Consider the following 24,175-nt stretch of genomic DNA (forward strand, 5'->3'; position numbering starts at 1 on the left):
GAGGGGGCGCGCCGGTGCGGGCACGCGCCCCCTGCGGACCGGAGGATTCCGCCTCAGCGCACCGGCCGGTGGTGGTTCTCCCCGGCGGAGGGTCCGGGGGTGGCGTCCGCGATCCAGGGGCCCTCACCGCTGGGGTCGATGACGCCCTCCTCCAGCCAGGTGTACGTACCGGACAGGACCCCGTCCACCACCCGCCGGTCCAGGTCGTCGGTGTTGGACCACAGCCGGGTGAACAGTTCCTCCACCCTGACCCGGGACTGGTGGCAGAAGGCGTCGGCCAGCTGGTAGGCCTCGCGGCCGTGCTCCCCGGCGCCCCGCAGGTGCTCGGCGCGGACGCAGGCGGCGCTCATCGCGAAGAGTTCGGCGCCGATGTCGACGATCCGGCCGAGGAAGCCCTGCTTGGTCTCCATCCGGCCCTGCCAGCGGGACATGGCGTAGAAGGTGGACCGGGCGAGCTTGCGCGAGGAGCGCTCGACGTACCGGAGGTGCCCGGAGAGGTCTCGGTGGCCGGAGGGGTTGAACTCACCGTACGTACGAGGGAGCTGCCCGGCCCCGGTGACGAGCTGGGGCAGCCAACGGGCGTAGAACCCGGCGGCGTTGGCGCCGGCCTTGGCCTTGTCGGCGAGCGGCTTCTCCGGGTCGATGATGTCGCCGGCGACCTTGAGGTGGGCGTCGACGGCCTCCCGGGCGATCAGCAGGTGCATGATCTCGGTGGAGCCCTCGAAAATCCGGTTGATGCGCATGTCCCGGAGCATCTGCTCGGCCGGAACCGCCCGCTCCCCGCGGGCAGCCAGCGACTCGGCGGTCTCGAAGCCGCGCCCGCCGCGGATCTGGACCAGTTCGTCGGCGATCAGCCACCCCATCTCGGAGCCGTACAGCTTGGCGAGGGCGGCCTCGATACGGATGTCGTTGCGGTCCTCGTCGGCCATCTGCGAGGAGAGGTCGACGATCGCCTCCAGGGCGAAGGTGGTGGCTGCGATGAAGGAGATCTTCGCGCCGACCGCCTCGTGCCTGGCCACGGGCCGGCCCCACTGCTCCCGCACGGCGGACCATTCACGGGCGATCTTCAGACACCACTTCCCGGCGCCGACGCACATGGCGGGCAGCGAGAGGCGGCCGGTGTTCAGGGTGGTCAGGGCGATCTTCAGCCCGGCGCCCTCGGGGCCGATGCGGGCGGCGGCGGGGACCCGGACCTGGTGGAAGCGGGTGACCCCGTTCTCGATGCCGCGCAGCCCCATGAAGGCGTTGCGGTGCTCCACGGTGATGCCGGGGGCGTCCGCCTCGACGACGAACGCGGTGATGCCGCCCTTGTGCCCCTCGGAGGCGGGCACCCTGGCCATCACCACGAGCAGATCGGCGACGACCCCGTTGGTGGTCCAGAGCTTCACCCCGTCCAGGAGGTAGTCGTTCCCGTCGGGCACGGCGGTGGTGGCGAGGCGGGCCGGGTCGGAGCCGACGTCGGGCTCGGTCAGCAGGAACGCGGAGATGTCGGTGGTGGCGAGCCGGGGCAGGTAGGCGTCCTTCTGCTCCTGGGTGCCGAAAATCTTCAGCGGCTGCGGTACGCCGATCGACTGATGCGCCGAGAGCAGCGCACCGATCGCCGGGCTCGCGGAGCCGACCAGGGCGAGCGCCTTGTTGTAGTACACCTGGGTGAGGCCGAGACCGCCGTACTTCGTCTCGATCTTCATCCCCAGAGCACCGAGCTCCTTGAGACCCCGGATCACCTCATCAGGGATCTTCGCCTCGCGCTCGATCCGGGCACTGTCGATGTGCGCCTCGCAGAACGCACGCAGCCGCGCCAGGAACTCCTCGCCGCGCCGGATGTCGTCGGGCGGCGGCAGAGGGTGCGGGTGGATCAGGTCGAGCCGGAAACGCCCCAGGAACAGCTCCTTGGCGAAGCTGGGCTTGCGCCAGTCCTGCTCACGGGCGGCCTCGGCGACCCGGCGCGCCTCACGCTCGGTGACCTTGGGGGCCTTGGGGACCTGGGGGGTGTTGTGTGGTGCGGACATGAGGGACCTCACCTCGCCGCGCGTCGCCGGACGGATGGACACCTGGACCTGGACGCACGGACTGCTAGTCGCTGCTTACTGGTCCGTATGTAACCCGTGTACCCGCAGTTCGGCACCCGCACCAGCCCCCGCGCGCGGGTCCGGGCCACGGGAGGCGGGTGCGGGTGCTCGCCGAGATTTCCCCTCGGGAGCGAGGAGTGGTCCACCGGCAGGCCCGGAGGCTCCGGCGACGTGCGGCTTCCCGGTCAGGCAGAGGCGCCGCCGTCGACGACCAGGTCGCTGCCGACCAGGGAAGCGGCGTCCGGCGAGGCCAGATACAGCACGGCTGCCGCGACCTCGGCCGTGGAGGAGACCCGCCCCAGCGGCGACGCGCCCTTCATCCGGGCGGCGCGGTCGGCGTCGGTCTCGCCCGGCAGCAGCGACATGGTGGTGGCGGACGGGCCGGGGCTGACGGCGTTGACGCGGATCCCGTCGGCGATGTGATCCAGGGCGGCGGCCCGGGTCAGGGCGGAGACGGCCGCCTTGGTGGCGATGTAGCCGGCCACGCCCGGGATACGGGTGTGCGCGCCGAGGTTGGAGGCGATGTTGACGATCGCGCCGCCGGTTGGCTGCTCGCGCATCCGGGCGACTTCGGCCTGGAGACTGAGGAATACACCGGTGACGTTGATGTCGAGCAGGGTGCGCCAGTCCTCCTCGGGGAGGTCGGCCAGGGGTGCGCCGCCCCGGAAGACACCCGCGTTGTTGACGGCGACATCAAGGCTGCCGAAGCGTTCGACGGTGCGGCGGACCAGCATCCTGACGTCCTCGGACCGGGTCACGTCCGCAGTGACCGCGGCTGCCGAACCGCCTTCCTTCTCGATCAGGGCGACCGTCTCGTCGAGCGATGCGGCGGTACGTCCGGCCGCGACCACCGAGGCCCCTTCGGCGGCGAAGGCGAGAGCGATGGCCCGGCCGAGACCGGAGCCTGCGCCGGTGACGAGGACGGTCTTGCCGGTGAAGCGTGCGGTCATGGTGATGACTCCCTTGGTCGGTACTGGGTTACTCGGTGCGGGTGTTCCGGCTGCCCGGTGCGGATGCGTCGGTATTCGGTGTGGGTGCTGTCGGTCAGTTGGTGCGGGTGTTGAGGAAGGCGGCAGCGGCGAAAGCGGCTGCTGTCGCGGCTAGTGAAGTGATGTCGGAGCCGAGGGTGAGCAGGGCGGCGAGGACGACGGTCGGGCCCAGTTCCATCGCGGTGTTCATGACGCCGCCCGCGAGTCCGGTCCGGTGCGGCTCCACCCCGTCCGTCGCGAGGACAGCTGCCCCCGCGAAACCGGCGGCCGCGCCGGCCGGCAGCAGGAGCAGGCCGGGGAGAAGTCCGTACGCGTACGGATGGTGCGGTGCCAGGCCGGTGAGCGCGAGCAGCGCGAGGCCCGTCGCGGCGACTGCGAGTCCGCAGTTGGTGACGGCCCGCGCCCCGTATCCGGCGATCAGTGGGCCTGCCGTTCGGCCCGAGATGAGCAGTGCCACCGCGAAGGGAACGAAGGCGGTGGAGGTCTGCAACGGGGACCAGCCGCGGTCCTGCTGAAGATGGAGCGAGAGGAGGATGAACGTCGTGGCGGTCCCGGCGGAGGTCAGACCGATGGCGGCGAGCGCGAGGGCCCGGCGGCGGTCGCGGAGGAATCCGAGAGGGAGCAGCGGGTCGTGGGCGCGGCGCTCGGCGATCAGGAACGCCATGAGGAGCGCGGCCCCTGTGAGCAGGGGAGCCAGGACGGCCGGCGATCCCCAGGAGTGGGCGTCGGTGAGGACGAGGCCGTAGCCGGCCAGGCTGATCCCGGCGGTCGAGAGCAGCGCACCGGGCAGATCCAGGGAGCGGCCCGCACCGGCCGGGGTTGCCGGCAGCAGCCGCGGTGCGAGGGCGAGAGCGAGGCCTGCCACCGCGACCGGGACGGCCAGGGCCAGCCGCCAGGACGCGAGCGCCGAGATGACCCCGGAGAGCAGGTTTCCCGCGGTCGCGCCGAGTACCGAGAGCCCGCCCCAGGTAGCCATTGCCCCTGCGTATGCGGCGGGTCGGGGGAAGACCGCGCGCAGCACGGCCATGGCGGCGGGTGCGGTGAGCGCCGCGCCTGCGCCCTGCGCGAAGCGGGCGGCGAGCAGAGCCTGCGGCCCCGGGGCGAGCAGCGCGGCGAGGGACGCCGCGGTGAAGACGAGCAGCCCGACGGTGAGGGCGCGACGCCCGCCGAAACGGTCGGCGACGCGGCCGCCGAAGAGCAGGAGTCCGGAGAAGGTCAGGCCGTATGCGGCGCTGAGGAGAATCAGGTCGGCCCGGTCGAGCGAGAATGCGCGGCCGATCCGGGGCAGTGGCACGACGAGCGAGGTGAGCGTGAAGATCAGCGACATCTGTACGGTGCCGAGCAGCGCGAAGGCGGGCCCGGGTGAAGAGCCAGGTACAGGGCCCGTCGAGGCGGCTGCGGTCGTGGTGTTCCAGCTCTGTGTGCCGGTCATTTCCCCCCCGTTATTTGACCGAACGTTCCATAATTTGGCCAGGAAAGAACCCCCCGCAGGAGGTGTTGTTCAGTCGAGCAGCCCCAATGCCTGCTCGGCGGCGTCCCGCACCCGGCCAGGGTCGTTCGACGCCTTGCCGACGACCCGCAGGCCTTGCATCAGCACCAGAAGCATCCGTGCGAGGGCGCGCGGATCACGGTCCGCGGGCAGCTCGCCCTGCGCCTGGGCCCGCACCAGCGCGGAGCGCAGCAGGGTCTCGATGTGGTCCCAGCTCGCCTCGACCCGGCGGGCCGCCGCCGGGTCGTGCGCGCCCAGCTCGGCGGCCGTGTTGGTGACGAAGCACCCCTTCGAACGAAGTTCGTGGGAGTTCGCCTCGGTCGCGAAGTGCCGCACCACCCCACGCACGGCGGGCAACGCGGGGCCCGGCTGGGACAGTTCACCCAGCAGGCCCGCGTCGCAGTTCTCGCTGTACCGGTCCAGCGCTTTCAGGTACAGCTCGCGCTTGTTGCCGAAGGTGGCGTAGATGCTGGCGCGCCCGATGCCGAGGTGTTCGACGAGATCCGCCATCGAGGTCGCCTCGTAGCCGCGCTGCCAGAACAGCTGAAGGGCTGACTGCAGGGCGGCTTCCGGGTCGAATTCCTTGGTCCTGGCCACGCTCGAACTCTAGGCGATAATGAAACGATCGGTCAAATATTCTCTCCTGAAACGGAGATACGCGAAGACGGCCCGAACCCCCGCACAGTGGGTTCGGGCCGTCCGTTTCGCGCCCCCGCCCGCACTCGCTGTCCGGGCGGAAGGCGGGCGGGGGTCGTCCAGGGGGTTTACAGGGCGAGGCCCGTGAGGACCAGGACGCGCTCGTAGGTGTAGTCGTCCATCGCGTAGCGGACGCCCTCGCGGCCGACGCCGGACTGCTTGGCGCCGCCGTACGGCATCTGGTCGGCGCGGTACGAGGGGACGTCGCCGATGATCACGCCGCCTACCTCCAGGGCGCGGTGGGCGCGGAAGGCGGTCTGGAGGTCGTGGGTGAAGACGCCTGCCTGGAGGCCGTACTTGGAGGAGTTGACGGCGGCGAACGCCTCCGCCTCGCCGTCCACCTTCTGGAGGGACATGACCGGGCCGAAGACCTCTTCGCAGGAGAGCTTCACGTCGTCCGGGAGGCCGGCCAGGACCGTCGGGGCGTAGGTGGCGCCGTCTCGCTTGCCGCCGGTGAGCAGCTCCGCGCCGCCCTGGACGGCCTCGTCGACCCAGGACTCCACGCGCTTGGCCGCGTCCTCGCTGACCAGGGGGCCTACGTCGGTGGTGGCGTCGGCCGGGTCGCCAGTGACCAGGGCCTCGACGGCAGCGACGATCTTCGGGACGAGCCGGTCGTAGACCGAGGCGTCCGCGATGACGCGCTGCACCGAGATGCAGGACTGGCCGCCCTGGTAGTTGGAGAACGTGGCGATCCGGGTGGCCGCCCAGTCGAGGTCCGCGTCCGAGGCGTAGTCGCCGAGGACGACGGCCGCGCCGTTGCCGCCCAGCTCCAGGGTGCAGTGCTTGCGGGGCACCGAATCCATGATCGCGTAACCGACCGGGCCCGAGCCGGTGAACGAGATGACCGGCAGCCGCTCGTCCTGGACCAGGGCGGGCATCTTGTCGTTCGGGACCGTCAGGACGGACCAGGATCCGGCGGGGAGGTCGGTCTCGGCCAGCAGTTCGCCCAGGATCAGGGAGGAGATCGGGGTGGCGGGGGCCGGCTTCAGGATGATCGGGGCGCCTACGGCGATGGCCGGAGCCACCTTGTGCGCGCTGAGGTTCAGCGGGAAGTTGAAGGGCGCGATGCCGAGGACGGCCCCGCGCGGAAAGCGCCGGACCAGCCCGAGACGGCCGGTGCCGCCCAGGTCGGTGTCGAGCCGCTGGGCCTCGCCGCCGTTGAACCGGCGGGCCTCCTCGGCCGCGAACCGGAACACCGAGATTGCCCGGCCCACCTCACCGCGCGCCCACTTGATCGGCTTGCCGTTCTCCGCCGAGATCAGCTGCGCGATCTCCTCGGTGCGCTCCCCCAGCCGCCGTACGACGTGGTCGAGGGCCGCGGCCCGTACGTGTGCCGGGGTCGCGGCGAACTCGTCGCGTACGGCGTGGGCGGCGGCGACGGCCTCCTCGACCTGGGCATCGGTCGGCACGCTGACGGTGCCGACGAGGCGTCCGTCGTACGGGTTGGTGACGTCGAAGCTGTCGGCACCGGTGGCCCGGCGGCCGGCCACCCAGAAGGCGTGGGGCGAAGTCATGGAGGTTCCGGCCCTTCGGAGGTCGTGAGGAGGTCGTGAACGAGGTGGTCGTGACGGAGTCGTGGGCGCCCAGCAGGCTCCCCGTCCGTCGTCCCACGGTAGGGCGGGGAGGCCGCGATCGCGTTTATCCGGGGTGGAGTGGGGTGGGGACCCCGTGCTCCGAATTGGCCAGGGAGGTGCTGTCCGTGCCGTCGGGGGTCGCACGAGGCCGGGTGAGCCTTTGCGTACGGCGCAGGAGATCCGGTACGAGCGTATGCAGGCCGGTCACCGCCAGGACCGCGCCCAGCCAGAGCGGGGCCCGCAGGCCGAAGCGGTCGATGCCCAGGCCGCCCAGCGCGGAGCCGAGGACCACGCCGAAGGTGATGAAGGAGCTGTGCACGGTGTTGACGAGCGGCCGGGCGTTGCCGACGCGCTGCACCCGGGTGACCAGGGCCGGGTTCATGGTGACCCCGACCAGGCCGACGCCCAGCATGCAGAGCACCGCCCCGACGTCGAACCGGGCCAGCAGGGCGAACCCGGCCAGGAACACCGCGTTCAGGGAGAGGCCGGCGAGCAGGACGGGGAGGGTGTGGCGGTCCGCGAGCCGGCCGACGACGGTGTTGCCGATCACCGTGGCGGCGCCGTACGCCAGGAGCAGCAGCGGGACCGTGCCCCGGGAGAACCCGGTGACCTGGGTGAGGATCGGGTTGAGGTAGCTGAAGGCGGAGAAGGTCGCGCCGATGACCATGGTGCTGGTCAGCAGGGTGAGCCAGAGCCGGGGAGTGCGGAAGGCGGTCAGTTCGGAGCGGAAGGTGCCGCTGCCCTCCGGGCGGTCCGTCCGGCCCACGCCGATCAGGGTGCACAGGGCGGCGGCGGCCGTCAGCGCGGAGATGGCCCAGAACGCGGCGCGCCAGCCGTACCGTTCGCCGGTCAGGGTGGCCAGCGGCAGCCCGAGCAGGGTGCCGAGCATCAGCCCGTTGAGGATGACCGCCACGGCCCGGCCGCGTACCTCGGGGCGGGTCAGCTGGGAGCCGAGCGAGATCGCGACGCCGAAGAAGGCCTGGGACACGACCCCGGTGATGATCCGCGCGACCACCATCGCCGGGTAGCCGGACGCGGTGGCGGCCAGCGCGTTGCCCGCCAGGAAGAGCGGGAAGAGGACCATGAGCGCGGTCTTGGGCGGGAGCCGCAGCAGGGCGACCGAGAGCAGCGGTCCGCCGAGCGCCATGGAGAGAGCGAAGACCGTGATCAGGTAGCCGATCTGCGGGACCGTGACACCCAGTCCCGCGGCCATCTGCGGCATCAGTCCGGCGACGACGAACTCGCTGGTGACCATGGCGAAGATGCCGAAGGCCAGTACGTGGACAGCACGAGGCACGAAGTTCCCCCTGTTGGCGTGCAGGTGTTGTTTTGTATCGATCAGTGCAAAACTTAGGCATGGGTGAGACGTGCCTCGGTTCGGCACGTGAGGGTCGGAGGGTCAGCTGGTCAGGGCGTCCATGGCCGTATCGGCGACGGCCTGGACGGCGGCCCGGCCGGCTCCGCCCTGGGCCGTGATCCGCATACCGCCGATCACGGCGTTGACGTACCGGGCGAGGGCGTCGGAGCCGCGCGCGGAGGCGATGGAGCCGTCGCGTTGCCCGGCGGCGATGACGGCTGACAGGGTCCGCAGCCTGCGGGCGGCGTCTCGGTCCAGGAGGCGGGCGGCCTCCGGGTCACGGGCCGCGAGTTCGACCGTGCTGTTGACACCCAGACAGCCCAGGCTGCGGCCGTGGGGACGGTGGTCGAACTCGTCGGCCACGATCTTGTGGAGCAGGGCGCGGACCCGCTCGGCGGGCGGGAGCGACTCATCCTCCAGGACAGCGCACTGAGCTTCGGCCATGGTGTCCAGGTAGCGCGCCAGCGAGCGCGCGAACAGCTCGCGCTTGCTCCGGAAGGTGTTGTAGATACTGCTGCGCCCCAGCCCCGTGGCGGTGCACAGGTCCTGGGTGGAGGTGGCCTCGTAGCCGTACTCCCAGAACGTGCGCATCGCGGCGTCCAGGGCCCGTTCCTCGTCGAACTGTCTCGGTCGGGCCATGGCAGCACTCTAGGATTTTGGAACGGTCGATGCAATACCGTCCCTGATCCGGCTTCTCAGCCTTCGGCGGGCGCCGCCGCCTCCGTCGCCTTGAGCGCGAGCCACAGCTCCATCCGGACGTCCGGGTCGTCCAGCGAACGGCCCAGGATCTCCTCCACCCGGCGCATCCGGTAGCGCAGGGTGTGCCGGTGTACGCCGAGGTCGGCGGCGGCCGCATCCCACTGGCCGTGGCGGGAGAGCCAGGCGCGCAGGGAGGCCACGAGGTCGCCGCGGCCCTTGGCGTCGTGCTCGTACAGGGCGCGGAGCATGCCGTCGGCGAAGGCCCGTACCGCGTCGTCCGCGAGGAGCGGCAGCACCGAGCCCGCCGCCAGCTCCTCGTGCTCGACCAGGGCCCTGCCCCGGCGGCGGGCGACCGAGAGGGCCTGCTCGGCCTGCTTGTACGCGGCGGAGACCGCGATCGGGCCGCAGGGGGCGGAGAGGCCCACGACGACGTCGCTGTCCTCGGTGCCCCCTTCGCGTGGGGCGCGGTCGTCCTGGGCCTCGGCGTAGGCCGCGCACGCGGCGACCGCGGTTCCTCCGTCGGCCGCCAGGACGACGACGCGCCCGCCCTCGGGGACCATGAGCAGCGCCTCGCCGGAGCGGGCCGCGGCGGCCTCCATCGTCTCCGTGAGCAGGTCGAAACCGGCGGGCGCGGCCGCCTCCGCGATCAGCAGCCGGAAGGGGGCGTCGAGCAGCCCGCCGTACAGGTCTCCGGCGACCGCCCGGGCGTGGTCGGGCTGGCCTGCCAGCAGCATCCGCAGGACGGCGGCTCCCAGGCGCTGTTCGGCGCCCTGGAGGGAGCGGGAGCGGGCGGTGGTGAGGGTGAGCAGGGCGACGGCGGAGTGCACGGCGTACCGCTCGGCGGTCCCCAGCGCCGCTCCCGTGCCGACGGCGAGCGCGCCGCGTGCCCGGCGGCCGGTGCCCAGCGACTGGAGCTCGACCCGGTCCTCGCTGTCGCCGACGACGACGCTGGCGGGGGCGGGTCTGTCCCGGAGGCGTTCGACGTCGGGGGTGAGGCGGGCGGCGCGGCGGGCGGCCCAGTCGGGGGCGGCGGCGAGCACCGCGCCGGAGGTGTCGTACAGCGCGGCCCAGCCGTCGATGTGGGCGGCGAGGCGGGCGAGGAGGTCGGTGGGGCCGTCCCCGGAGAGCGCGGCCTTCGTCAGCTCGCGCTGGGCCTCGAAGCCGGCGGTGACCGCGCGGTACTGGTCGGCGGCGATGGCGGCGGACACGGCCTTGCTGATGGCGAGGAACGGGGTGCGGCGGGGCACTTCGAGGAGCGGCAGGCCCTCCTCCTCGGCGGCGTCGACGAGGGCGGCCGGGATGTCCTCGTAGTTCACCCCGACCGCGAAGCCCACCCCGGCGACCCCGGCTCCGGCCAGCCGCCGCACGTACCGCCGCATGGACTCGGCGTTCTCGGCGTCCAGGTTGGTGGCGGTCACGAGGAGCAGTTCGCCGCCGTCCATGTACGGGACGGGGTCGGCGAGCTCGCTGGCGTGGGCCCAGCGCACCGGGGTGTCGAGCCGGTCCGCCCCCGCCCGCACCGTGAGCTTGAGGGCCGAGTGCTGGACGAGCGAGGCGAGCGTGGGGGGCATGGGACCGGGAACCCTCGGTGTCGGAGACGCGTGGCCGGCGAGGGGTTTCGCCGGCCGGATCGGTGGTGGGCATTACGCCGTCCCGTACGAACGGCTGTCACCGATTCTGCCAGGGCGGCAGAGTTCCTGTAACCGCTCTCAAGCCTCCTAGGATCCTTTCTCAGCCGCTCAGCTCCACCAGCAGCGGCGGCGCGTGCTCACCCTGGACCGTGGCCAGCCGGATCACCGCGTGCCCGGCCGGGACCGCGTACGCCAGCTCCGACGCCGACCAGCGCTCCCGCTCCACCTGCCGTACGGTCACCGCGTCCGTGGTCACCGCCTTGCCGGTGACGAGCTTGCGCAGGGCGTGCAGGGCCCGGGTGAACGGCTGGTCGGCGAAGACGGTGTGCTGGGCGACCTCGCGGGTCTCCACCCACTCCTTGCCCCAGGCCTCGGCGAACCGCTTGCCGTCCCAGGTGGTGATGCCCGAGAAGGCGGCCGTGCAGCCGACCGCGCCGAGCAGAGGGGTGTGCAGGGCCTCGGGCACGTCGTCGACGGTACGGAGCGCGAGGACGGCCCCCGCGTTGACCGAGCGCAGTCGGCGGATGCCCCGGACGGTCTCGGCGGTCACCGCGTGCGTGGCGTCGTCCAGGACCAGGCAGGCGAAGAGCGTGGTGTCGGTGCGGGCGGCGGTGATCGCGGTGAACTGGGCGAGGAGCAGCCGGGTGAGGAGCCGGGAGGCCTCCGCGTGACCGCGCTCCGGCAGGTCGACGCGGACCCGCAGCGGGTACTGGCCGAGCGAGCGCAGCGCGAAGGGGCGGGCGTCGGGCCCGGTGGCGAAGAACCCGGCGAACGCCGGCCGGTCGAGCAGCGCGACCCGGTCCGCGAGAGCGGGGGCGGGGTCGCCGGGGCCGCCCGCCTGGCGGGTCCGCGCCTCCAGCTCGCGGAGCATCGCGTGCTGCCCGGCGGCTTCGAGGGTGGCCCGGAGTCCGGCGAGGGCCTGCGGGGAGCCGTCGAGGAGTTCGCGCAGTTCCGGTACGGAGGGGAAGTGGCCGTGGGCCGTCCGGTACGGGCCCAGCAGTTGAGCGAGGACGGTGGCGGCGCGGCGGCTGTCCAGGCTGCCGACATCGCCGACGAGCCCCTCCGCGAGGACGGCGGCGGCCTCGTCGGGGTCGGTGGTGCCGCCGTACAGGTCGAGGTCGTGGGCGGAGGCGGGGTTGCCGACGCGTACGACGACGTCGAAGGCGTCGTCCGGGCCGAGGGGTGCGCCCGCGCCGCCGACGGCGAGTACGGCCGCCTGTCCGGCCAGGGCGCGCAGCCCGAGGGCCTCGACGACGGGCCGCACCAGCCGGGCGGACTTGCCCGCGCCGGGCGGCCCGACGGCCAGCAGCGAGGTGCCCAGCAGGGTGGGGTCCAGGGCGATCCCGGTGGAGCGGCGGGCGTAGGGGTTGTGCGGGTCCTCGGCGCAGCGGCCGATCCGGACCTGGCCGGTGAGCACGTCGTGGCGGGAGGTGCGGCGGGGCAGGTCGCGGTGGCCCGAGGGGTGCGGGGCGGCCGCTCCCCCGGTGCGCAGGACGGCTTCGGCGAGGGGGGCGAGCCGGTCGGGGCTACGGGTGGCCAGTGCCCAGGCGTGGCGCAGCCGGGCCACGTCCACGTCGTTCATCCGGCCGGTGCGGACCTCGGCGGTGAGGGTGTCCGCCGCGTCGGTCCAGCCCGCCGCGCGCAGCTCGGGCCACCGGTCGGCGGAGGTCGCGGTGGCGGGGTCCGGGGTGTTGCCGGCCGTTGCCGGTGTGGAACCGCTCCGGCGGGCGGCGATCAGTTCGCGCCAGCGGCCGAGGCGGGCGAAGGGGTACAGGACGGCGGCGGCGATCAGAGCGTAGATCACGTTGACGACGGTCTGGCTCTGGTAGATCTCGCCGCCCGCGACGGCGGCGACCAGGGCCAGGACCGGGCGGACGACCGGCAGGGTCTCCTTCCACACCAGGAGCTGGGTGAGGCCCGCCGCGACGGCCGCGGCGAGGGCGAGGAAGGGCTGCCCCCGGCTGACGACATGGCGGCGGAAGAGCTCGGAGAAGTTGCCGATCCGGCCGCAGCCGTAGGTGAGGAGCCCGAAGAGGAGCGCCTCGTACACGGTGAGTGCGTCGCTGCCCTCGATGGTGCGGGGGCCGCCGCCGGTGCCCGGGTTCCACCACTCGCCCGGGGTGAAGAGCTTCAGGGGGACGAGCCGGTAGGGGAGGTAGCCGTTGCGCCAGAGGGACCAGAGGAGGAGGGCGGAGAGGAGAGAGATGAGGGCGCCGACGAGGAGGGAGCGGTCGGAGACCTCCTCGCCCTGCTCCGGCGGGCGCGGGGTGAACCCGAACCGCCAGACGCCCGGTGGCTGCGGTGGCCGGGGCGTACGCAGCCAGGCGTCCAGGGCGGGGGCCCCGGCGGGGGGCTGCTCGACGGGGGGCGGCGGGGCGGCGGGGCGGGCGGGGGGCGGGCCGGGCGGGGGCGGCGGGGAGGTCCAGGCGGATGGCTGCCCGGGGTGCGGTACCGAAGGCCGTCCGGGCGCCGGCGCCCAGGGGTCCGCGGGCCGCGGTTGCCCGTCCCACGACTCCCCGGACGCGGGCCGCGGCTGCTGCCCGTCCGACGGCCGGCTTCCCCACGACTGCCCGGACCTCGACTCCCCGGGCTGCGGCTGCTCAGGCAGTGGCTGCCCGTGCTCCGCCTGCCCGCCCCACGGCGCCCCCGTATCCCCCGGCGGCTCCACCCGCGGCGGCCCCGCCGGTGGTGGTGGCACGGCCGGGCCGGGCACCCTGTCCGCGCTCGTGCCCCGTACGCCCCGCGTGCCCTCTTCGTCCATGAACCACTGCCCCCTTGACCTGCCGGTCCGTCCGCTGCCCCGGTCAATCTAGTGCGCGCACACGGGGAGTTCAGCAACCCGCCCGAAGAGTGACCGTCCCGGACCGCCCCGGACCAGCATCGCGCCAGGTCGGCAGGGACGTGTCCGGCCGGCGGTCCGCCATCTGTCCGCGACGGACAACGACACGCGCCCATCACTCCCGATCGGAGCATGCCCGGGTACGCCCCCCGCCCCTAGCCTGCAGAAAGAAGAGCGTCCGAAACACCCCCAGGAGCCCCTCATGACCGCAATTCCGCAGGAGCGCCGCGTCGTCACTGCCATCCCCGGCCCGAAGTCGGTCGAGCTGCAGGCTCGCCGTCTCGCGGCCGTCGCCGCAGGTGTGGGCTCCACCCTGCCGGTGTTCACCGCCCGCGCGGGCGGCGGGATCATCGAGGACGTGGACGGCAACCGTCTGATCGACTTCGGCTCCGGCATCGCCGTGACCTCGGTCGGGGCCTCCGCCGAGGCCGTCGTACGCCGCGCCACCGCGCAGCTCGCGAACTTCACCCACACCTGTTTCATGGTCACGCCGTACGAGGGGTACGTCGAGGTCTGCGAGCAGCTCGCCGAGCTGACGCCGGGCGACCACGCGAAGAAGTCCGCGCTGTTCAACTCGGGCGCCGAGGCCGTCGAGAACGCGGTGAAGATCGCCCGCGCCTACACCAAGCGCACCGCCGTCGTCGTCTTCGACCACGGCTACCACGGCCGGACCAACCTCACCATGGGCATGACGGCGAAGAACATGCCGTACAAGCAGGGCTTCGGCCCGTTCGCGCCCGAGGTCTACCGCGTCCCGGTCGCCTACGGCTACCGCTGGCCGACCGGTGCCGAGAACGCCGGTGCCGAGGCGTCCGCGCAGGCCATCGACGAGATCACCAAGCAGATCGGCGCGGAGAACGTCGCCGCGATCATCATCGAGCCGGTGCTCGGCGAGGGCGGCTTCATCGAGCCGGCCAAGGGCTTCCTCCCGGCGATCGCGCAGTTCGCCAAGGAGAACGGCATCGTCTTCGTCGCGGACGAGATCCAGTCCGGCTTCTGCCGTACCGGCCAGTGGTTCGCCTGCGAGGACGAGGGCATCGTCCCGGACCTGATCACCACCGCCAAGGGCATCGCGGGCGGGCTGCCGCTCTCGGCGGTGACCGGCCGCGCCGAGATCATGGACGCCGCGCACGCCGGCGGTCTGGGCGGTACGTACGGCGGGAACCCGGTCGCCTGCGCGGGTGCGCTCGGCGCGATCGAGACGATGCGCGAGCTGGACCTGAACGGGAAGGCCAAGCGGATCGAGGAGGTCATGAAGGGCCGCCTCGCCGAGATGCAGGCGAAGCTTCCCAACGGCGACATCATCGGTGACATCCGCGGCCGCGGCGCCATGATCGCGATCGAGCTGGTGAAGGCCGGCACGAAGGACCCGAACCCGGAGGCGGCCGGCGCGCTCGCCAAGGCCTGCCACGCCGAGGGCGTCATGGTCCTGACCTGCGGCACCTACGGCAACGTGCTCCGCTTCCTGCCGCCCCTGGTGATCGGTGAGGACCTGCTCGACGAGGGCCTCGACGTCATCGAGCAGGCATTCGGCACGCTCTGATCCTTCGAACCCGGGAACGGGCGGGAAACGGCGTTCCGCCGTGGCCGTCCGGCATCCGGGTGAGGGCCTGTGAAGAAGGTGTGCGGGGGCGATGGCGGGTGGCGGTTGCGGCTGTCGGCCGCCCCTTCCCTGCCGTACGGTTTCTGCAGATGAGAGAAACACATCCCTCGCGGGAAACCGCGGGTGATTCCGGGTCGGGGCTTCCCCAGCACCGTCCCGGGCGTGCCTTCGTGCACGCCTCCGGAGCCTCTGGCTCCGGTACTCCTCACCGATCGGACGGCCGCCCGCCCCAAACCCCCCGGGGCGCGCGGCGACCCGATCTCGCCGGCCATCCCGGAACAACCCCCCCTGTTCCCGGGTGGCCGGCCTCTCTCCTTCTCGGCTCCCTGCTGGCGCTGTTCGCGCTGATCACCTGGCAGGTGGCGGCCGACGGCCGGCTGCTCCGGCTGGACGAACGCGTGGGCGAGCGCCTCTTCGGGCGCGGCCCGGCCGCGATGTCCCAGCTCTTCTCCGACCTCGGCGGCGTGCCGGTGGCGCTCCCGGTGCTCGTCTGCGCGATCGCGTACGCGCTGTGGCGCGGCGCCCGGCTGCTGCCGGTGTACGCGGCCCTCACCATGGCGGCGGTGCCCGCGCTGGTGATCCCGCTGAAGGTGGCCACCGCCCGGCAGGGCCCGCTGACCGAGGCGGTCAACTACTACCCGTCGGGCCATACGGCGACGGCGGCGGTGGCGTACGGGGCTTCGGCGCTGCTCCTCCTCACCGTCCCGCGTCCGGCGTGGCTACGGGCATGGGTGCCGCCCGCCGCCGCGGTGCTGCTGACGGCGGCGACGGGCGTGGGGCTGGTGCTGCACGGCTACCACTGGCCGCTGGACGTGCTGGCGAGCTGGTGCCTGGGGCCGGTGCTGCTGGCGCCCTTGTGGTGGGTCAGTCGTGGTCGGCGTCCTCAAGGAGAGCCGCGAGCCACTCGGTGAGCTCCGGGGTGTCGTGGTCGATCGTCGCGAAGTGGATGCCGAGCGGCTCGTCGGCGGGGACCGCGCCGGGCTCGTAACGCCGGTAGTGGATGTTCCGGCGGGGCCGTTCGTCCTGATCACTTCCTCGACCAGTGCGTCGGTGCCCGGCAGCGGTGCGGGGTCGGCGCGGACGCGTTCGTCGTCGGCCGCCTGGGTGACGCGGACCGGCACGGTGACGGGGAGGTCCGGGTTCATCGCCTCCAGCTGCCGGTCGAACTTCGCCTGGTGGGCGTTGGGTACAGCGGGATACCCGGTCCGGAACTGCTCGGTGCCCCTGATGCCGCCCCAGGAGTCGGGGCGGCTCAGACCGGCGCGGGAGCGGTGGGCGACGTGGGGCCAGAGCGCCGGGAACGCCCTGGGTGAGAGGACCTGTTCCGGGTCGATCGTGGGATCGCCGCCGATGGCACCGGCGAGGAGGAGCGGGGTGAACGCGAAGCCGGTGTTCACCTGGCCGAGGGTGGCTCCGCCCCGGACGAGGCCCAAGAGGTGGTTGGCGGGGGCGATCGCGGCGACACCGACCAGCCCCTCGCCCCGGCCGGGCGCGTGGTGGGCCGCGAACAGCGCCGCCTGGCCGCCCTGGGAGTGCCCCACGACCGCGAACCGCTCCCCGGTCTCCCCGGTCTCCCCGGTCTCCCCGGGGAACAGCCTGCGCGCGGCCGTCACGATGTCGAGGACGCCCATCGCCTCGGAGTGGCCGCAGAGGTACGGGTGCAGCCGGTCGGCGGTTCCGGTGCCCAACGCCTCGTAGTCCGTCATCGCCACGGCCCACCCCCGGTCCAGGAAGTGGCCCAGGAGCGTGAGGGGGTAGGCGTTCATGGGTGAGGCCCCGGTGTCGCCCCGGTCCCGCGAGGGTGCGCACCGGTTGGCCACGCCCACCGTGCCGTGGGCCCAGCTGACGACCGGGTAGCCGCCCGCGGGGACGGGGTGGGCGGTGCGGTCCGGCAGGGCGATGACGCCCGAGGTGGCGACGGGGCTGCCGTCCGCGCCCTCCGACCGGTGGAGGACCAGTCAGTTCTCCCCGCCGGGGACGGCCGCGGCCGCGTTGTCCAGGGGGCGGGCCCGGACCGGGTCGCCGGGGCTGCCGTCGGGCAGCGGCACCGGCGGGGCGTAGAACGCGTCCCCTGCGGGAGCGTCCGTCGCGAGGGATGAACTGGTGGCCACACGCTGTCCTTTCTCGGACGCGGCGGGCTGCCGTGCCCCTCCGCGTGGTCGGACCTCGTGATCACCCTGGGACGGCATGGATGATGCCCGTCGCCGCGATCCTCTTCACCCCGGCGACGGGCATCGGTCTGGTGGGGCACGGCCGGCGGTGACCGGCCGTGCCCGGGTGGGTCAGCTGCCGAAGTAGGAGTCGAAGTTCCGGCTGAACTCCCAGTTGTTGAACCGGTCCCAGTTGATGGACCAGGTCATCAGGCCGCGCAGGTCGCTCCAGGTCCCGTGGGTCTGGTAGGAGCCGCAGTCGGTCTTCTTGGTCAGGCAGTTGAGCGCCTTGTTGACCTCGGCCGGTGAGGTGTGGCCGTTGCCCGCCTGGGTGGAGGCCGGGAGGCCGATGGCGACCTGGTCGGGGCGCAGGCCCGGGAAGACGCGGCTCGTGTTGCCCGCGACCGGGAAGCCGGCGAGCAGCATGTCGGTCATCGCGATGTGGAAGTCCGCGCCGCCCATCGAGTGGTACTGGTTGTCGAGGCCCATGATCGGGCCCGAGTTGTAGTCCTGGACGTGCAGCAGGGTCAGGTCGTCGCGCAGGGCGTGGATGACCGGCAGATAGGCGCCGGCGCGTGGGTCCTGGCCGCCCCAGGGCCCGGAGCCGTAGAACTGGTAGCCGAGCTGTACGAAGAAGGTCTCGGGCGCCATCGTGAGGACGAAGTCGGAACCGTACTTCGCCTTCAGGGTCTTCACCGCGGAGATCAGGTTGACGATCACCGGGGTGGTCGGGGCGCGGAAGTCGGTGTCGCCGGTGTTCAGCGAGAGGGAGTGGCCCTCGAAGTCGATGTCCAGGCCGTCGAGGCCGTAGGTGTCGATGATCTTCGAGACCGAGGTGACGAACGCGTCCCGGGCGGCGGTGGAGGCGAGCTGCACCTGGCCGTTCTGGCCGCCGATGGAGATCAGGACCTTCTTGCCCGCGGCCTGCTTGGCCTTGATGGCGGCCTTGAAGTCCGCCTCGGACTCGACGTTCGGGCACTCGGCGACCGGGCAGAGCGAGAAGCGGATGTCGCCGGAGGTGACGGAGGTGGGCTCGCCGAAGGCGAGGTTGATGACGTCCCAGGAGGCGGGCACGTCCGCCATCCGCGTGTAGCCGGAGCCGTTGGCGAAGCTGGAGTGCAGATAGCCGACGAGCGCGCGGGCCGGGAGCTGCCCGCCGCCGCCTCCGCCGCCCGCCGTGGTGGTCGCGGTGACGGCGGCCGACTTCGCGGACTCGCCGGCCTCGTTGGTGGCCGTGACCTGGAAGCTGTACGCGGTGGAGGCGGCCAGCCCCGTCACGGTGGCGGAAGGACCGGTGGCCGTGGCCACCTTCGTACCGCCGCGGTAGACGTTGTAGCCGGTGGCGCCGGAGACGGCGTTCCAGGAGAGCGCGACGGAGGAGGAGGTGATCGCGGTGGTCCGCAGGCCCGCGGGGACGGCCGGGAGCACGACGGGGTCGCCGCCGGGGCCGACGAGGGTGAGGTCGTCGACGTAGTGGGCGGGGGTGCCGTACCAGCCGTGGGTGTAGACGCTCACGGAGGTGGTGGAGGGGCCGGTGGTGAAGCTGGTGGTGAGCTGCTTCCAGGCGCCGGTGGACTGGGTCCAGGTGGATACGTCGGTGGTGCCGGTGCCGGTGGCGCCGAGGTAGACGGGGCTGCCCTGCACCCAGGCGCTCAGTTTGTAGATGGAGTTGGGCTTGACCGTGACCGCCTGGGCGCACCTGGCGTTGTCGTTGCCCGCCGGGGTGCCCTTCAGCGCCTTCGTGCCGCCGTGGACCGGGGTGGCGACGACCGCCCCGCTGCCTGCGCTGCAGCTCCAGCCGTCGAGACCCGCCTCGAAGCCGCCGTTGCGTGCCACGTCGACGTCCGCCGCGCTCGCCGCCGGTGCCGTGGCGACCAGGGCACCGGCAGCGAGAACCGCGGCCGTACAGGTGGCCAGAAATCCGGAAAATCTGACGGTTGGTCCGGTGCGTTCCACAACAGCCTCCGTGCAGGGGGGAATTGGGTGTGGCGTGCGCACAACATGGTCCAGACCAATCAGGTTGTCAAGACCTCTGGCAGCGGGGTCACCCCCTTCGCGGCCGCCGGCAGCGGTCACCCTCCCTCCCGGCCGTCCTGGGCGGCGGCTCCGGCCGCCTCGTGCATCGCCAGCTCCAGCAGGGCGGTGTCCGTGAGGGTCCCCGAGCCGTCCGGCGGGATCAGCCATCGCACTCCCCCGGCCGCCCGGCCCGGATGCGGGACGACGATCCAGGTACCGGGGCCCGCGCCCCGGATGCCGGTGCCGATCCAGCGGGACGCGGTGCCGGGCGGGACGAAGAAGCCCATGCGGGACTCGCCGAAGTCGGCGAGGACCGGCCCGGGCCGGTCGATGAGACGGGTGAGGACGTCGAGCGTCGGATGACCCAGCTCCCCCGGCAGGATCAGCACGTCCCAGCGCTTGCCGGCGGGGAGGAGCGTGATCCCCTGCGGGTTCCGCTCCCACTCCCACCGGCAGGCGCCCGGATCCGGTGCCACCGATGTGAGCCACTCGACCGCGGCCCTGGTCTCCGAGCCAGTCATGGCCTGCCTCCCGTTGACGTGGAGCACCGGCAGGGTCCTACCGGCGCGTACACGGGCGAGAGGGCGTCGGGCGCCGACTATGACGCGGGTTGAGGCTACTTGTTGGTAGTGAAGTGGGTCACACTGTTGGACAGGGTGTCAGCTGTCGAAGCCGAGGCCGAGCCTGTCCATGGCCTTCAGCCACAGATTGCGGTGTCCGCCGTTGCTGTCGGCACGGGCGAGGGACCGCTTGGTGATCTCGATCCCGGCCCAGGCGAAGGGCTCCGGCGGGAACGGCATGGGCTTGGAGCGGACCATCTCCAGCCGGGTCCGCTCGGTCTCCTCACCGGCGAGCAGATCGAGCATCACATCGGCCCCGAAACGCGTCGAGCCGACGCCGAGACCCGTATATCCGGCGGCGTACGCGACCCTCCCCTGATGGGCCGTCCCGAAGAATGCGGTGAAGCGCGAACAGGTGTCGATCGCACCACCCCAGGCGTGCGAGAAACTCAGCCCGGAAAGCTGCGGAAAACAGTCGAAGAACTGCTCCGCGAGGGTCAGGAACGTCTCCGGCCGCTGGTCCAGATCGGAGCTGAGACGGCCCCCGTACGGATAGATCGCGTCGTATCCGCCCCACAGGATCCGGTTGTCCGCGGAGAGCCGGAAGTAATGGAACTGATTGGCGCTGTCACCCAGTCCCTGGCGCCCCTTCCAGCCGATGGATTCCAGCTGCTGGGGGGTGAGCGGCTCGGTCATCAGCGCGTAGTCGTAGACCGGCACGGTGTACGGGCGGACCCGCTTGACGAGCGAGGGGAAGATGTTGGTGCCGAGCGCGACCCGGCGGGCGAAGACCCGCCCGTACGGCGTACGCACCGCCATCCCGGGGCCGGAGCGCACGAGGTCGAGGCCCCGGGTGTGCTCGTAGATCCGTACGCCCAGCTCCAGGCAGGCCCGCTTCAGGCCCCAGGCGAGCTTGGCCGGGTGCAGCATCGCGACGCCGCGCCGGTCCCAGATGCCGCCGAGGAAGGTGGGTGAGTCGACCTCGGCGCGCAGGGCGTCGCGGTCCAGGAAGTCCACGCCCGTGATGCCGAGCTTCACGAGCTCCTCGTGCCATTCCCGCAGCTCTTCGAGCTGGTGGGGCTCGGTGGCGACATCGATCTCGCCGGTGCGCTCGAACTCGCAGTCGATGCCGTAGCGGGCGACGGCTGCCTCGATGGCGTCGAGGTTCCGCTCCCCCATCTCCTCCAGCTTCGCGATCTCGTCCGGCCAGCGCTCCACACCGTTGGCCAGGCCGTGGGTGAGGGAGGCGGCGCAGAAGCCGCCGTTGCGGCCCGAGGCGGCCCAGCCCACCTCGTGCCCCTCGATGAGGACGACGTCCCGGTCGGGATCGCGCTCCTTGGCGATGAGCGCGGTCCACAGGCCGCTGTAGCCGCCGCCGATGACCAGGAGGTCGGTGTGCTCGTCGCCGGTGAGGGCGGGGAGCGCATCAGGTCTGGCCGGGTCGTCGAGCCAGTAGGAGACCGGCTTGGCGCCGGCGATCGATTGTGCAGCAGTACGCATGGCAGCTGGGGCCATGGTTTCCAACTCCTTCGGGACTTTCAGGATTGCGCGTTGTTCTTGCGCCGGCTGGCTATGACCTGGCCGACGAGAACCACCATTACCGCAATGATGAACATGGCGGTGCCGATGACGTTGATCTGCACGGGCGTGCCGCGCTGTGCCGATCCCCAGACGAACATGGGGAAGGTGACGGTGGAGCCCGCGTTGAAATTCGTGATGATGAAATCGTCGAAGGAGAGCGCGAAGGCGAGCATCGCTCCCGCCGCGATTCCGGGGGCGGCGATGGGGAGGGTCACCCGTACGAAGGTCTGCACGGGTCCCGCGTAGAGGTCGCGGGCGGCTTCCTCCAGTTTCGGGTCCATCGACATCACGCGCGCCTTGACGGCCGTCACCACGAAGCTGAGGCAGAACATGATGTGCGCGATCAGCACGGTCCAGAAGCCGAGCTGGGCGCCCATGTTCAGGAAGAGCGTGAGCAGGGAGGCGGCCATGACGACCTCGGGCATGGCCATCGGCAGGAAGATCAGCGAGCTGATCGCGCCGCGCGCCCGGAAGCGGTAGCGCACCAGCGCGAAGGCGACCATCGTGCCGAGGGCGGTGGCCCCGAGCGTCGCCCAGAAGGCGATCTGGAGGGAGAGGGAGAGCGAGCCGCAGAGGTCGGCGACGCCGCAGGGGTCCTTCCAGGCGTCCAGGGAGAACCGCTGCCACTCGTAGTTGAAGCGCCCGTTGGGCTTGTTGAACGAGAACACCATCACGACGATGTTCGGCAGGATCATGTACGCGAGGGTCAGCAGACCCGCGATGACGATCAGGTTCCGGCGTATCCAGCGCAGTACGGGCATCAGACCAGGTCCTCCGTCCCGGAGCGGCGGATGTAGAAGGTGACCGCCAGCAGGACGATCGCCATGAGGATGAACGAGAGCGCGGCGGCCGTCGGATAGTCCAGGACCCGCAGGAACTGGCTCTGGATGACGCTGCCGACCATCTTGGTGTCGGTGGATCCGAGCAGCTCGGCGTTGACGTAGTCACCGCTGGCCGGGATGAAGGTCAGCAGGGTGCCGGAGACGACGCCGGGCATGGAGAGCGGCAACGTCACCTTGCGGAAGGTGGTGGCGGGGGTGGCGTAGAGGTCGCCCGCCGCCTCGTGCAGCCGGCCGTCGATCCGCTCCAGCGAGGTGTAGAGCGGCAGGATCATGAACGGCAGGAAGTTGTACGTCAGACCGCAGACGACGGCCATCGGGGTGGCGAGGACCCGGTTGGACTCGGTCCAGCCGAGCCAGCTGGTGACGTCCAGGACGTGCAGGGTGTTGAGCACGTCCACGACCGCGCCGCCGTCGGCGAGGATCGTCTTCCACGCCAGCGTACGGATGAGGAAGCTGGTGAAGAACGGGGCGATGACCAGCACCAGCACCAGGTTGCGCCAGCGGCCCGCCTTGAAGGCGATGAGGTAGGCGAGCGGGTAGCCCAGCAGCAGGCAGAGGATCGTGGCGGTGCCGGCGTACAGCAGGGACCGGATGAACTGCGGGTAGTAGTCGCGCAGTGCGTCCACGTACGTCTGGAAGTGCCAGGTGACCTCGAAGCCCTGCTCCAGGGAGCCGGTCTGTACGGAGGTGGAGGCCTGGTAGACGAGGGGCAGCGCGAAGAAGACGAGCAGCCAGAGGATGCCGGGGAGCAGCAGCCAGTACGGGACGAGCCGTTTGCGGGTGGACGGCTTGCGGAGCTTGAGCCGCTGGGGCTCCTCGGGCTGCGAAGGGGGCGCGGGCGGCGCTTCGGTGAGGCTCACTCCGCGTCCTCCACGCTCGTCGCGCCCGCGTCGATGTCCTGGGCGGCGTCGAGGCCGAAGGTGTGGGCCGGGTTCCAGTGCAGGACGACCTCGGCGCCGGGGAGGAGTCCCGCACGCCTGTCAACGTTCTGCTCGTAGACCTGGAGGGCCGTTCCGGCCGGGCTCTCGACCACGTACTGCGTGGAGACGCCGATGAAGCTGGAGTCGGTGATACGGCCGGTGACGCGGTTACGGCCTGCGGCGATGTCGTCCGCGTCGTCCACGTGGGCCAGGGATATCTTCTCGGGCCGGATGCCGAGGAGGAGCCGGCCGCCGCTGGTGGTGGGGGCCGAACATCGCTCGCGGGGCAGGGTGAGCTTTCCGCCGCCCGCGGCCACCACCAGATCGCCGCCCGTGGACACGATCTCGCCCTCGATGAGGTTGGAGGTGCCGAGGAAGTTGGCGACGAAGGTGGTGCGCGGGTTCTCGTAGAGGTCGGCGGGGGCGCCGAGCTGTTCGACGCGGCCCCCGTTCATCACCGCGACGGTGTCGGCCATGGTCATGGCCTCCTCCTGGTCGTGGGTGACGTGCACGAAGGTGATGCCGACCTCGGTCTGGATCCGCTTGAGCTCCAGCTGCATCTGGCGGCGGAGCTTGAGGTCGAGGGCGCCGAGCGGTTCGTCGAGCAGCAGGACCTGCGGGTGGTTGATGAGCGCGCGGGCCACGGCGACGCGCTGCTGCTGGCCGCCGGAGAGCTGGTGCGGTTTGCGGTGGGCGAAGTCGCCGAGCTGGACGAGCTCCAGCATGTCGTCGACCTGCTTCTTCACCGACTTGATGCCGCGCCGGCGCAGCCCGAAGGCGACGTTCTCGGTGATGTCCAGGTGCGGGAAGAGCGCGTAGCTCTGGAAGACGGTGTTGACGGGCCGCTTGTACGGGGGCAGGTCGGTGATGTCCTTGCCGCCGAGGAAGACCGTGCCGGTGGTGGCCTCCTCCAGGCCCGCGATCATCCGCAGGGTGGTGGTCTTGCCGCAGCCGGAGGCGCCGAGCAGGGCGAAGAAGGAGCCCTGGGGGACGGTCAGGTCGAGCGGCTGTACGGCGGTGAAGGAGCCGTAGGTCTTGCTGATCCCGGCGAGGCGGACATCGCCGCCCGCGGTCTGCTGCTGCTGTGTCATGGGTCGCAGTCCCAGTGTGTTCGGGGGGAGTTCGGGGAAGGGGTGGCCCGGCGCCTCGGTGGCCGCGCG

At 71.9% G+C, this 24,175-nt stretch carries 18 protein-coding genes and 1 pseudogene; 2 read left to right on the forward strand and 17 right to left on the reverse strand.

The window, feature by feature from the left end; translation table 11 throughout:
• Positions 1-53: 53 nt before the first annotated feature.
• The 9 genes from ACK8N7_RS08405 to ACK8N7_RS08445 form a co-directional block, all read right to left on the reverse strand.
• Complete coding sequence (locus ACK8N7_RS08405) at positions 54-2,009, reverse strand: acyl-CoA dehydrogenase family protein (protein WP_403215188.1); 1,956 nt, start codon at positions 2,007-2,009, stop codon at positions 54-56.
• Positions 2,010-2,254: 245 nt separating this feature from the next.
• Positions 2,255-3,019, reverse strand: a complete 765-nt coding sequence (locus tag ACK8N7_RS08410; RefSeq protein WP_403215186.1) for an SDR family NAD(P)-dependent oxidoreductase — start codon at positions 3,017-3,019, stop codon at positions 2,255-2,257.
• 94 nt (positions 3,020-3,113) lie between these two features.
• Entirely contained in the window at positions 3,114-4,490 is a 1,377-nt protein-coding gene (locus ACK8N7_RS08415; RefSeq protein ID WP_500441731.1) for an MFS transporter, read from the reverse strand.
• A gap of 69 nt (positions 4,491-4,559) precedes the next feature.
• Entirely contained in the window at positions 4,560-5,144 is a 585-nt protein-coding gene (locus ACK8N7_RS08420; RefSeq protein WP_500441733.1) for a TetR/AcrR family transcriptional regulator, read from the reverse strand.
• Between the two features lie 167 nt (positions 5,145-5,311).
• Complete coding sequence (locus tag ACK8N7_RS08425; protein WP_403215182.1) at positions 5,312-6,757, reverse strand: aldehyde dehydrogenase family protein; 1,446 nt, start codon at positions 6,755-6,757, stop codon at positions 5,312-5,314.
• A 124-nt stretch (positions 6,758-6,881) separates the two neighbouring features.
• Complete coding sequence (locus ACK8N7_RS08430; RefSeq protein ID WP_500441735.1) at positions 6,882-8,114, reverse strand: MFS transporter; 1,233 nt, start codon at positions 8,112-8,114, stop codon at positions 6,882-6,884.
• Positions 8,115-8,216: 102 nt separating this feature from the next.
• Entirely contained in the window at positions 8,217-8,813 is a 597-nt protein-coding gene (locus ACK8N7_RS08435; RefSeq protein WP_403215178.1) for a TetR/AcrR family transcriptional regulator, read from the reverse strand.
• A gap of 56 nt (positions 8,814-8,869) precedes the next feature.
• A complete protein-coding gene (locus tag ACK8N7_RS08440; protein ID WP_403215176.1) occupies positions 8,870-10,444 on the reverse strand; it encodes a PucR family transcriptional regulator in 1,575 nt (524 codons plus the stop codon).
• A 160-nt stretch (positions 10,445-10,604) separates the two neighbouring features.
• A complete protein-coding gene (locus ACK8N7_RS08445; protein ID WP_403215174.1) occupies positions 10,605-13,265 on the reverse strand; it encodes an ATP/GTP-binding protein in 2,661 nt (886 codons plus the stop codon).
• A gap of 280 nt (positions 13,266-13,545) precedes the next feature.
• Between ACK8N7_RS08445 and gabT the strand changes: the two genes are divergently transcribed.
• Positions 13,546-14,886 (forward strand): 4-aminobutyrate--2-oxoglutarate transaminase, encoded by a 1,341-nt coding sequence (gene gabT / locus ACK8N7_RS08450; RefSeq protein ID WP_358358969.1) that lies wholly within the window; start codon positions 13,546-13,548, stop codon positions 14,884-14,886.
• Positions 14,887-15,035: 149 nt separating this feature from the next.
• A complete protein-coding gene (locus ACK8N7_RS08455; protein WP_403215172.1) occupies positions 15,036-15,857 on the forward strand; it encodes a phosphatase PAP2 family protein in 822 nt (273 codons plus the stop codon).
• Positions 15,858-16,445: 588 nt separating this feature from the next.
• Here the strand turns inward: ACK8N7_RS08455 and ACK8N7_RS08460 are convergent.
• From ACK8N7_RS08460 to ACK8N7_RS08495, 8 genes and pseudogenes are all read right to left on the reverse strand, one after another.
• Positions 16,446-16,712, reverse strand: a pseudogene (locus ACK8N7_RS08460) (lipase family protein); the annotation flags it as partial.
• 192 nt (positions 16,713-16,904) lie between these two features.
• Positions 16,905-17,057 (reverse strand): hypothetical protein, encoded by a 153-nt coding sequence (locus ACK8N7_RS08465; protein ID WP_500441739.1) that lies wholly within the window; start codon positions 17,055-17,057, stop codon positions 16,905-16,907.
• A 171-nt stretch (positions 17,058-17,228) separates the two neighbouring features.
• A complete protein-coding gene (locus ACK8N7_RS08470) occupies positions 17,229-19,052 on the reverse strand; it encodes a chitinase (protein WP_500441741.1) in 1,824 nt (607 codons plus the stop codon).
• 116 nt (positions 19,053-19,168) lie between these two features.
• Positions 19,169-19,633, reverse strand: coding sequence for a hypothetical protein (locus ACK8N7_RS08475; protein WP_500441742.1), 465 nt, complete (start codon positions 19,631-19,633; stop codon positions 19,169-19,171).
• Between the two features lie 138 nt (positions 19,634-19,771).
• Entirely contained in the window at positions 19,772-21,187 is a 1,416-nt protein-coding gene (locus ACK8N7_RS08480; RefSeq protein ID WP_500441744.1) for an NAD(P)/FAD-dependent oxidoreductase, read from the reverse strand.
• 23 nt (positions 21,188-21,210) lie between these two features.
• Positions 21,211-22,014: an ABC transporter permease gene (locus ACK8N7_RS08485; protein WP_403215163.1), complete on the reverse strand. Its 804-nt coding sequence runs from the start codon at positions 22,012-22,014 to the stop codon at positions 21,211-21,213.
• Positions 22,014-22,955, reverse strand: coding sequence for an ABC transporter permease (locus tag ACK8N7_RS08490; protein WP_403215161.1), 942 nt, complete (start codon positions 22,953-22,955; stop codon positions 22,014-22,016). The genes ACK8N7_RS08485 and ACK8N7_RS08490 overlap by 1 nt, the downstream gene beginning before the upstream one ends.
• Complete coding sequence (locus ACK8N7_RS08495; protein ID WP_403215159.1) at positions 22,952-24,106, reverse strand: ABC transporter ATP-binding protein; 1,155 nt, start codon at positions 24,104-24,106, stop codon at positions 22,952-22,954. The genes ACK8N7_RS08490 and ACK8N7_RS08495 overlap by 4 nt, the downstream gene beginning before the upstream one ends.
• Between the last annotated feature and the right edge of the window lie 69 nt (positions 24,107-24,175).

It is taken from the genome of Streptomyces griseobrunneus (genome assembly GCF_046713465.1).
Lineage (GTDB): Bacteria > Actinomycetota > Actinomycetes > Streptomycetales > Streptomycetaceae > Streptomyces > Streptomyces microflavus.

Excerpts from the sequence above, each read along its gene's own strand:
- ACK8N7_RS08405 (WP_403215188.1), bottom strand. The coding sequence starts at position 2,009 with ATGTCCGCACCACACAACACCCCCCAGGTCCCCAAGGCCCCCAAGGTC.
- ACK8N7_RS08410 (WP_403215186.1), bottom strand. The coding sequence starts at position 3,019 with ATGACCGCACGCTTCACCGGCAAGACCGTCCTCGTCACCGGCGCAGGC.
- ACK8N7_RS08415 (WP_500441731.1), bottom strand. The coding sequence starts at position 4,490 with ATGACCGGCACACAGAGCTGGAACACCACGACCGCAGCCGCCTCGACG.
- ACK8N7_RS08425 (WP_403215182.1), bottom strand. The coding sequence starts at position 6,757 with ATGACTTCGCCCCACGCCTTCTGGGTGGCCGGCCGCCGGGCCACCGGT.
- ACK8N7_RS08435 (WP_403215178.1), bottom strand. The coding sequence starts at position 8,813 with ATGGCCCGACCGAGACAGTTCGACGAGGAACGGGCCCTGGACGCCGCG.
- ACK8N7_RS08440 (WP_403215176.1), bottom strand. The coding sequence starts at position 10,444 with ATGCCCCCCACGCTCGCCTCGCTCGTCCAGCACTCGGCCCTCAAGCTC.
- ACK8N7_RS08445 (WP_403215174.1), bottom strand. The coding sequence starts at position 13,265 with ATGGACGAAGAGGGCACGCGGGGCGTACGGGGCACGAGCGCGGACAGG.
- gabT (WP_358358969.1), top strand. The coding sequence starts at position 13,546 with ATGACCGCAATTCCGCAGGAGCGCCGCGTCGTCACTGCCATCCCCGGC.
- ACK8N7_RS08455 (WP_403215172.1), top strand. The coding sequence starts at position 15,036 with ATGAGAGAAACACATCCCTCGCGGGAAACCGCGGGTGATTCCGGGTCG.
- ACK8N7_RS08475 (WP_500441742.1), bottom strand. The coding sequence starts at position 19,633 with ATGACTGGCTCGGAGACCAGGGCCGCGGTCGAGTGGCTCACATCGGTG.
- ACK8N7_RS08480 (WP_500441744.1), bottom strand. The coding sequence starts at position 21,187 with ATGGCCCCAGCTGCCATGCGTACTGCTGCACAATCGATCGCCGGCGCC.
- ACK8N7_RS08485 (WP_403215163.1), bottom strand. The coding sequence starts at position 22,014 with ATGCCCGTACTGCGCTGGATACGCCGGAACCTGATCGTCATCGCGGGT.
- ACK8N7_RS08495 (WP_403215159.1), bottom strand. The coding sequence starts at position 24,106 with ATGACACAGCAGCAGCAGACCGCGGGCGGCGATGTCCGCCTCGCCGGG.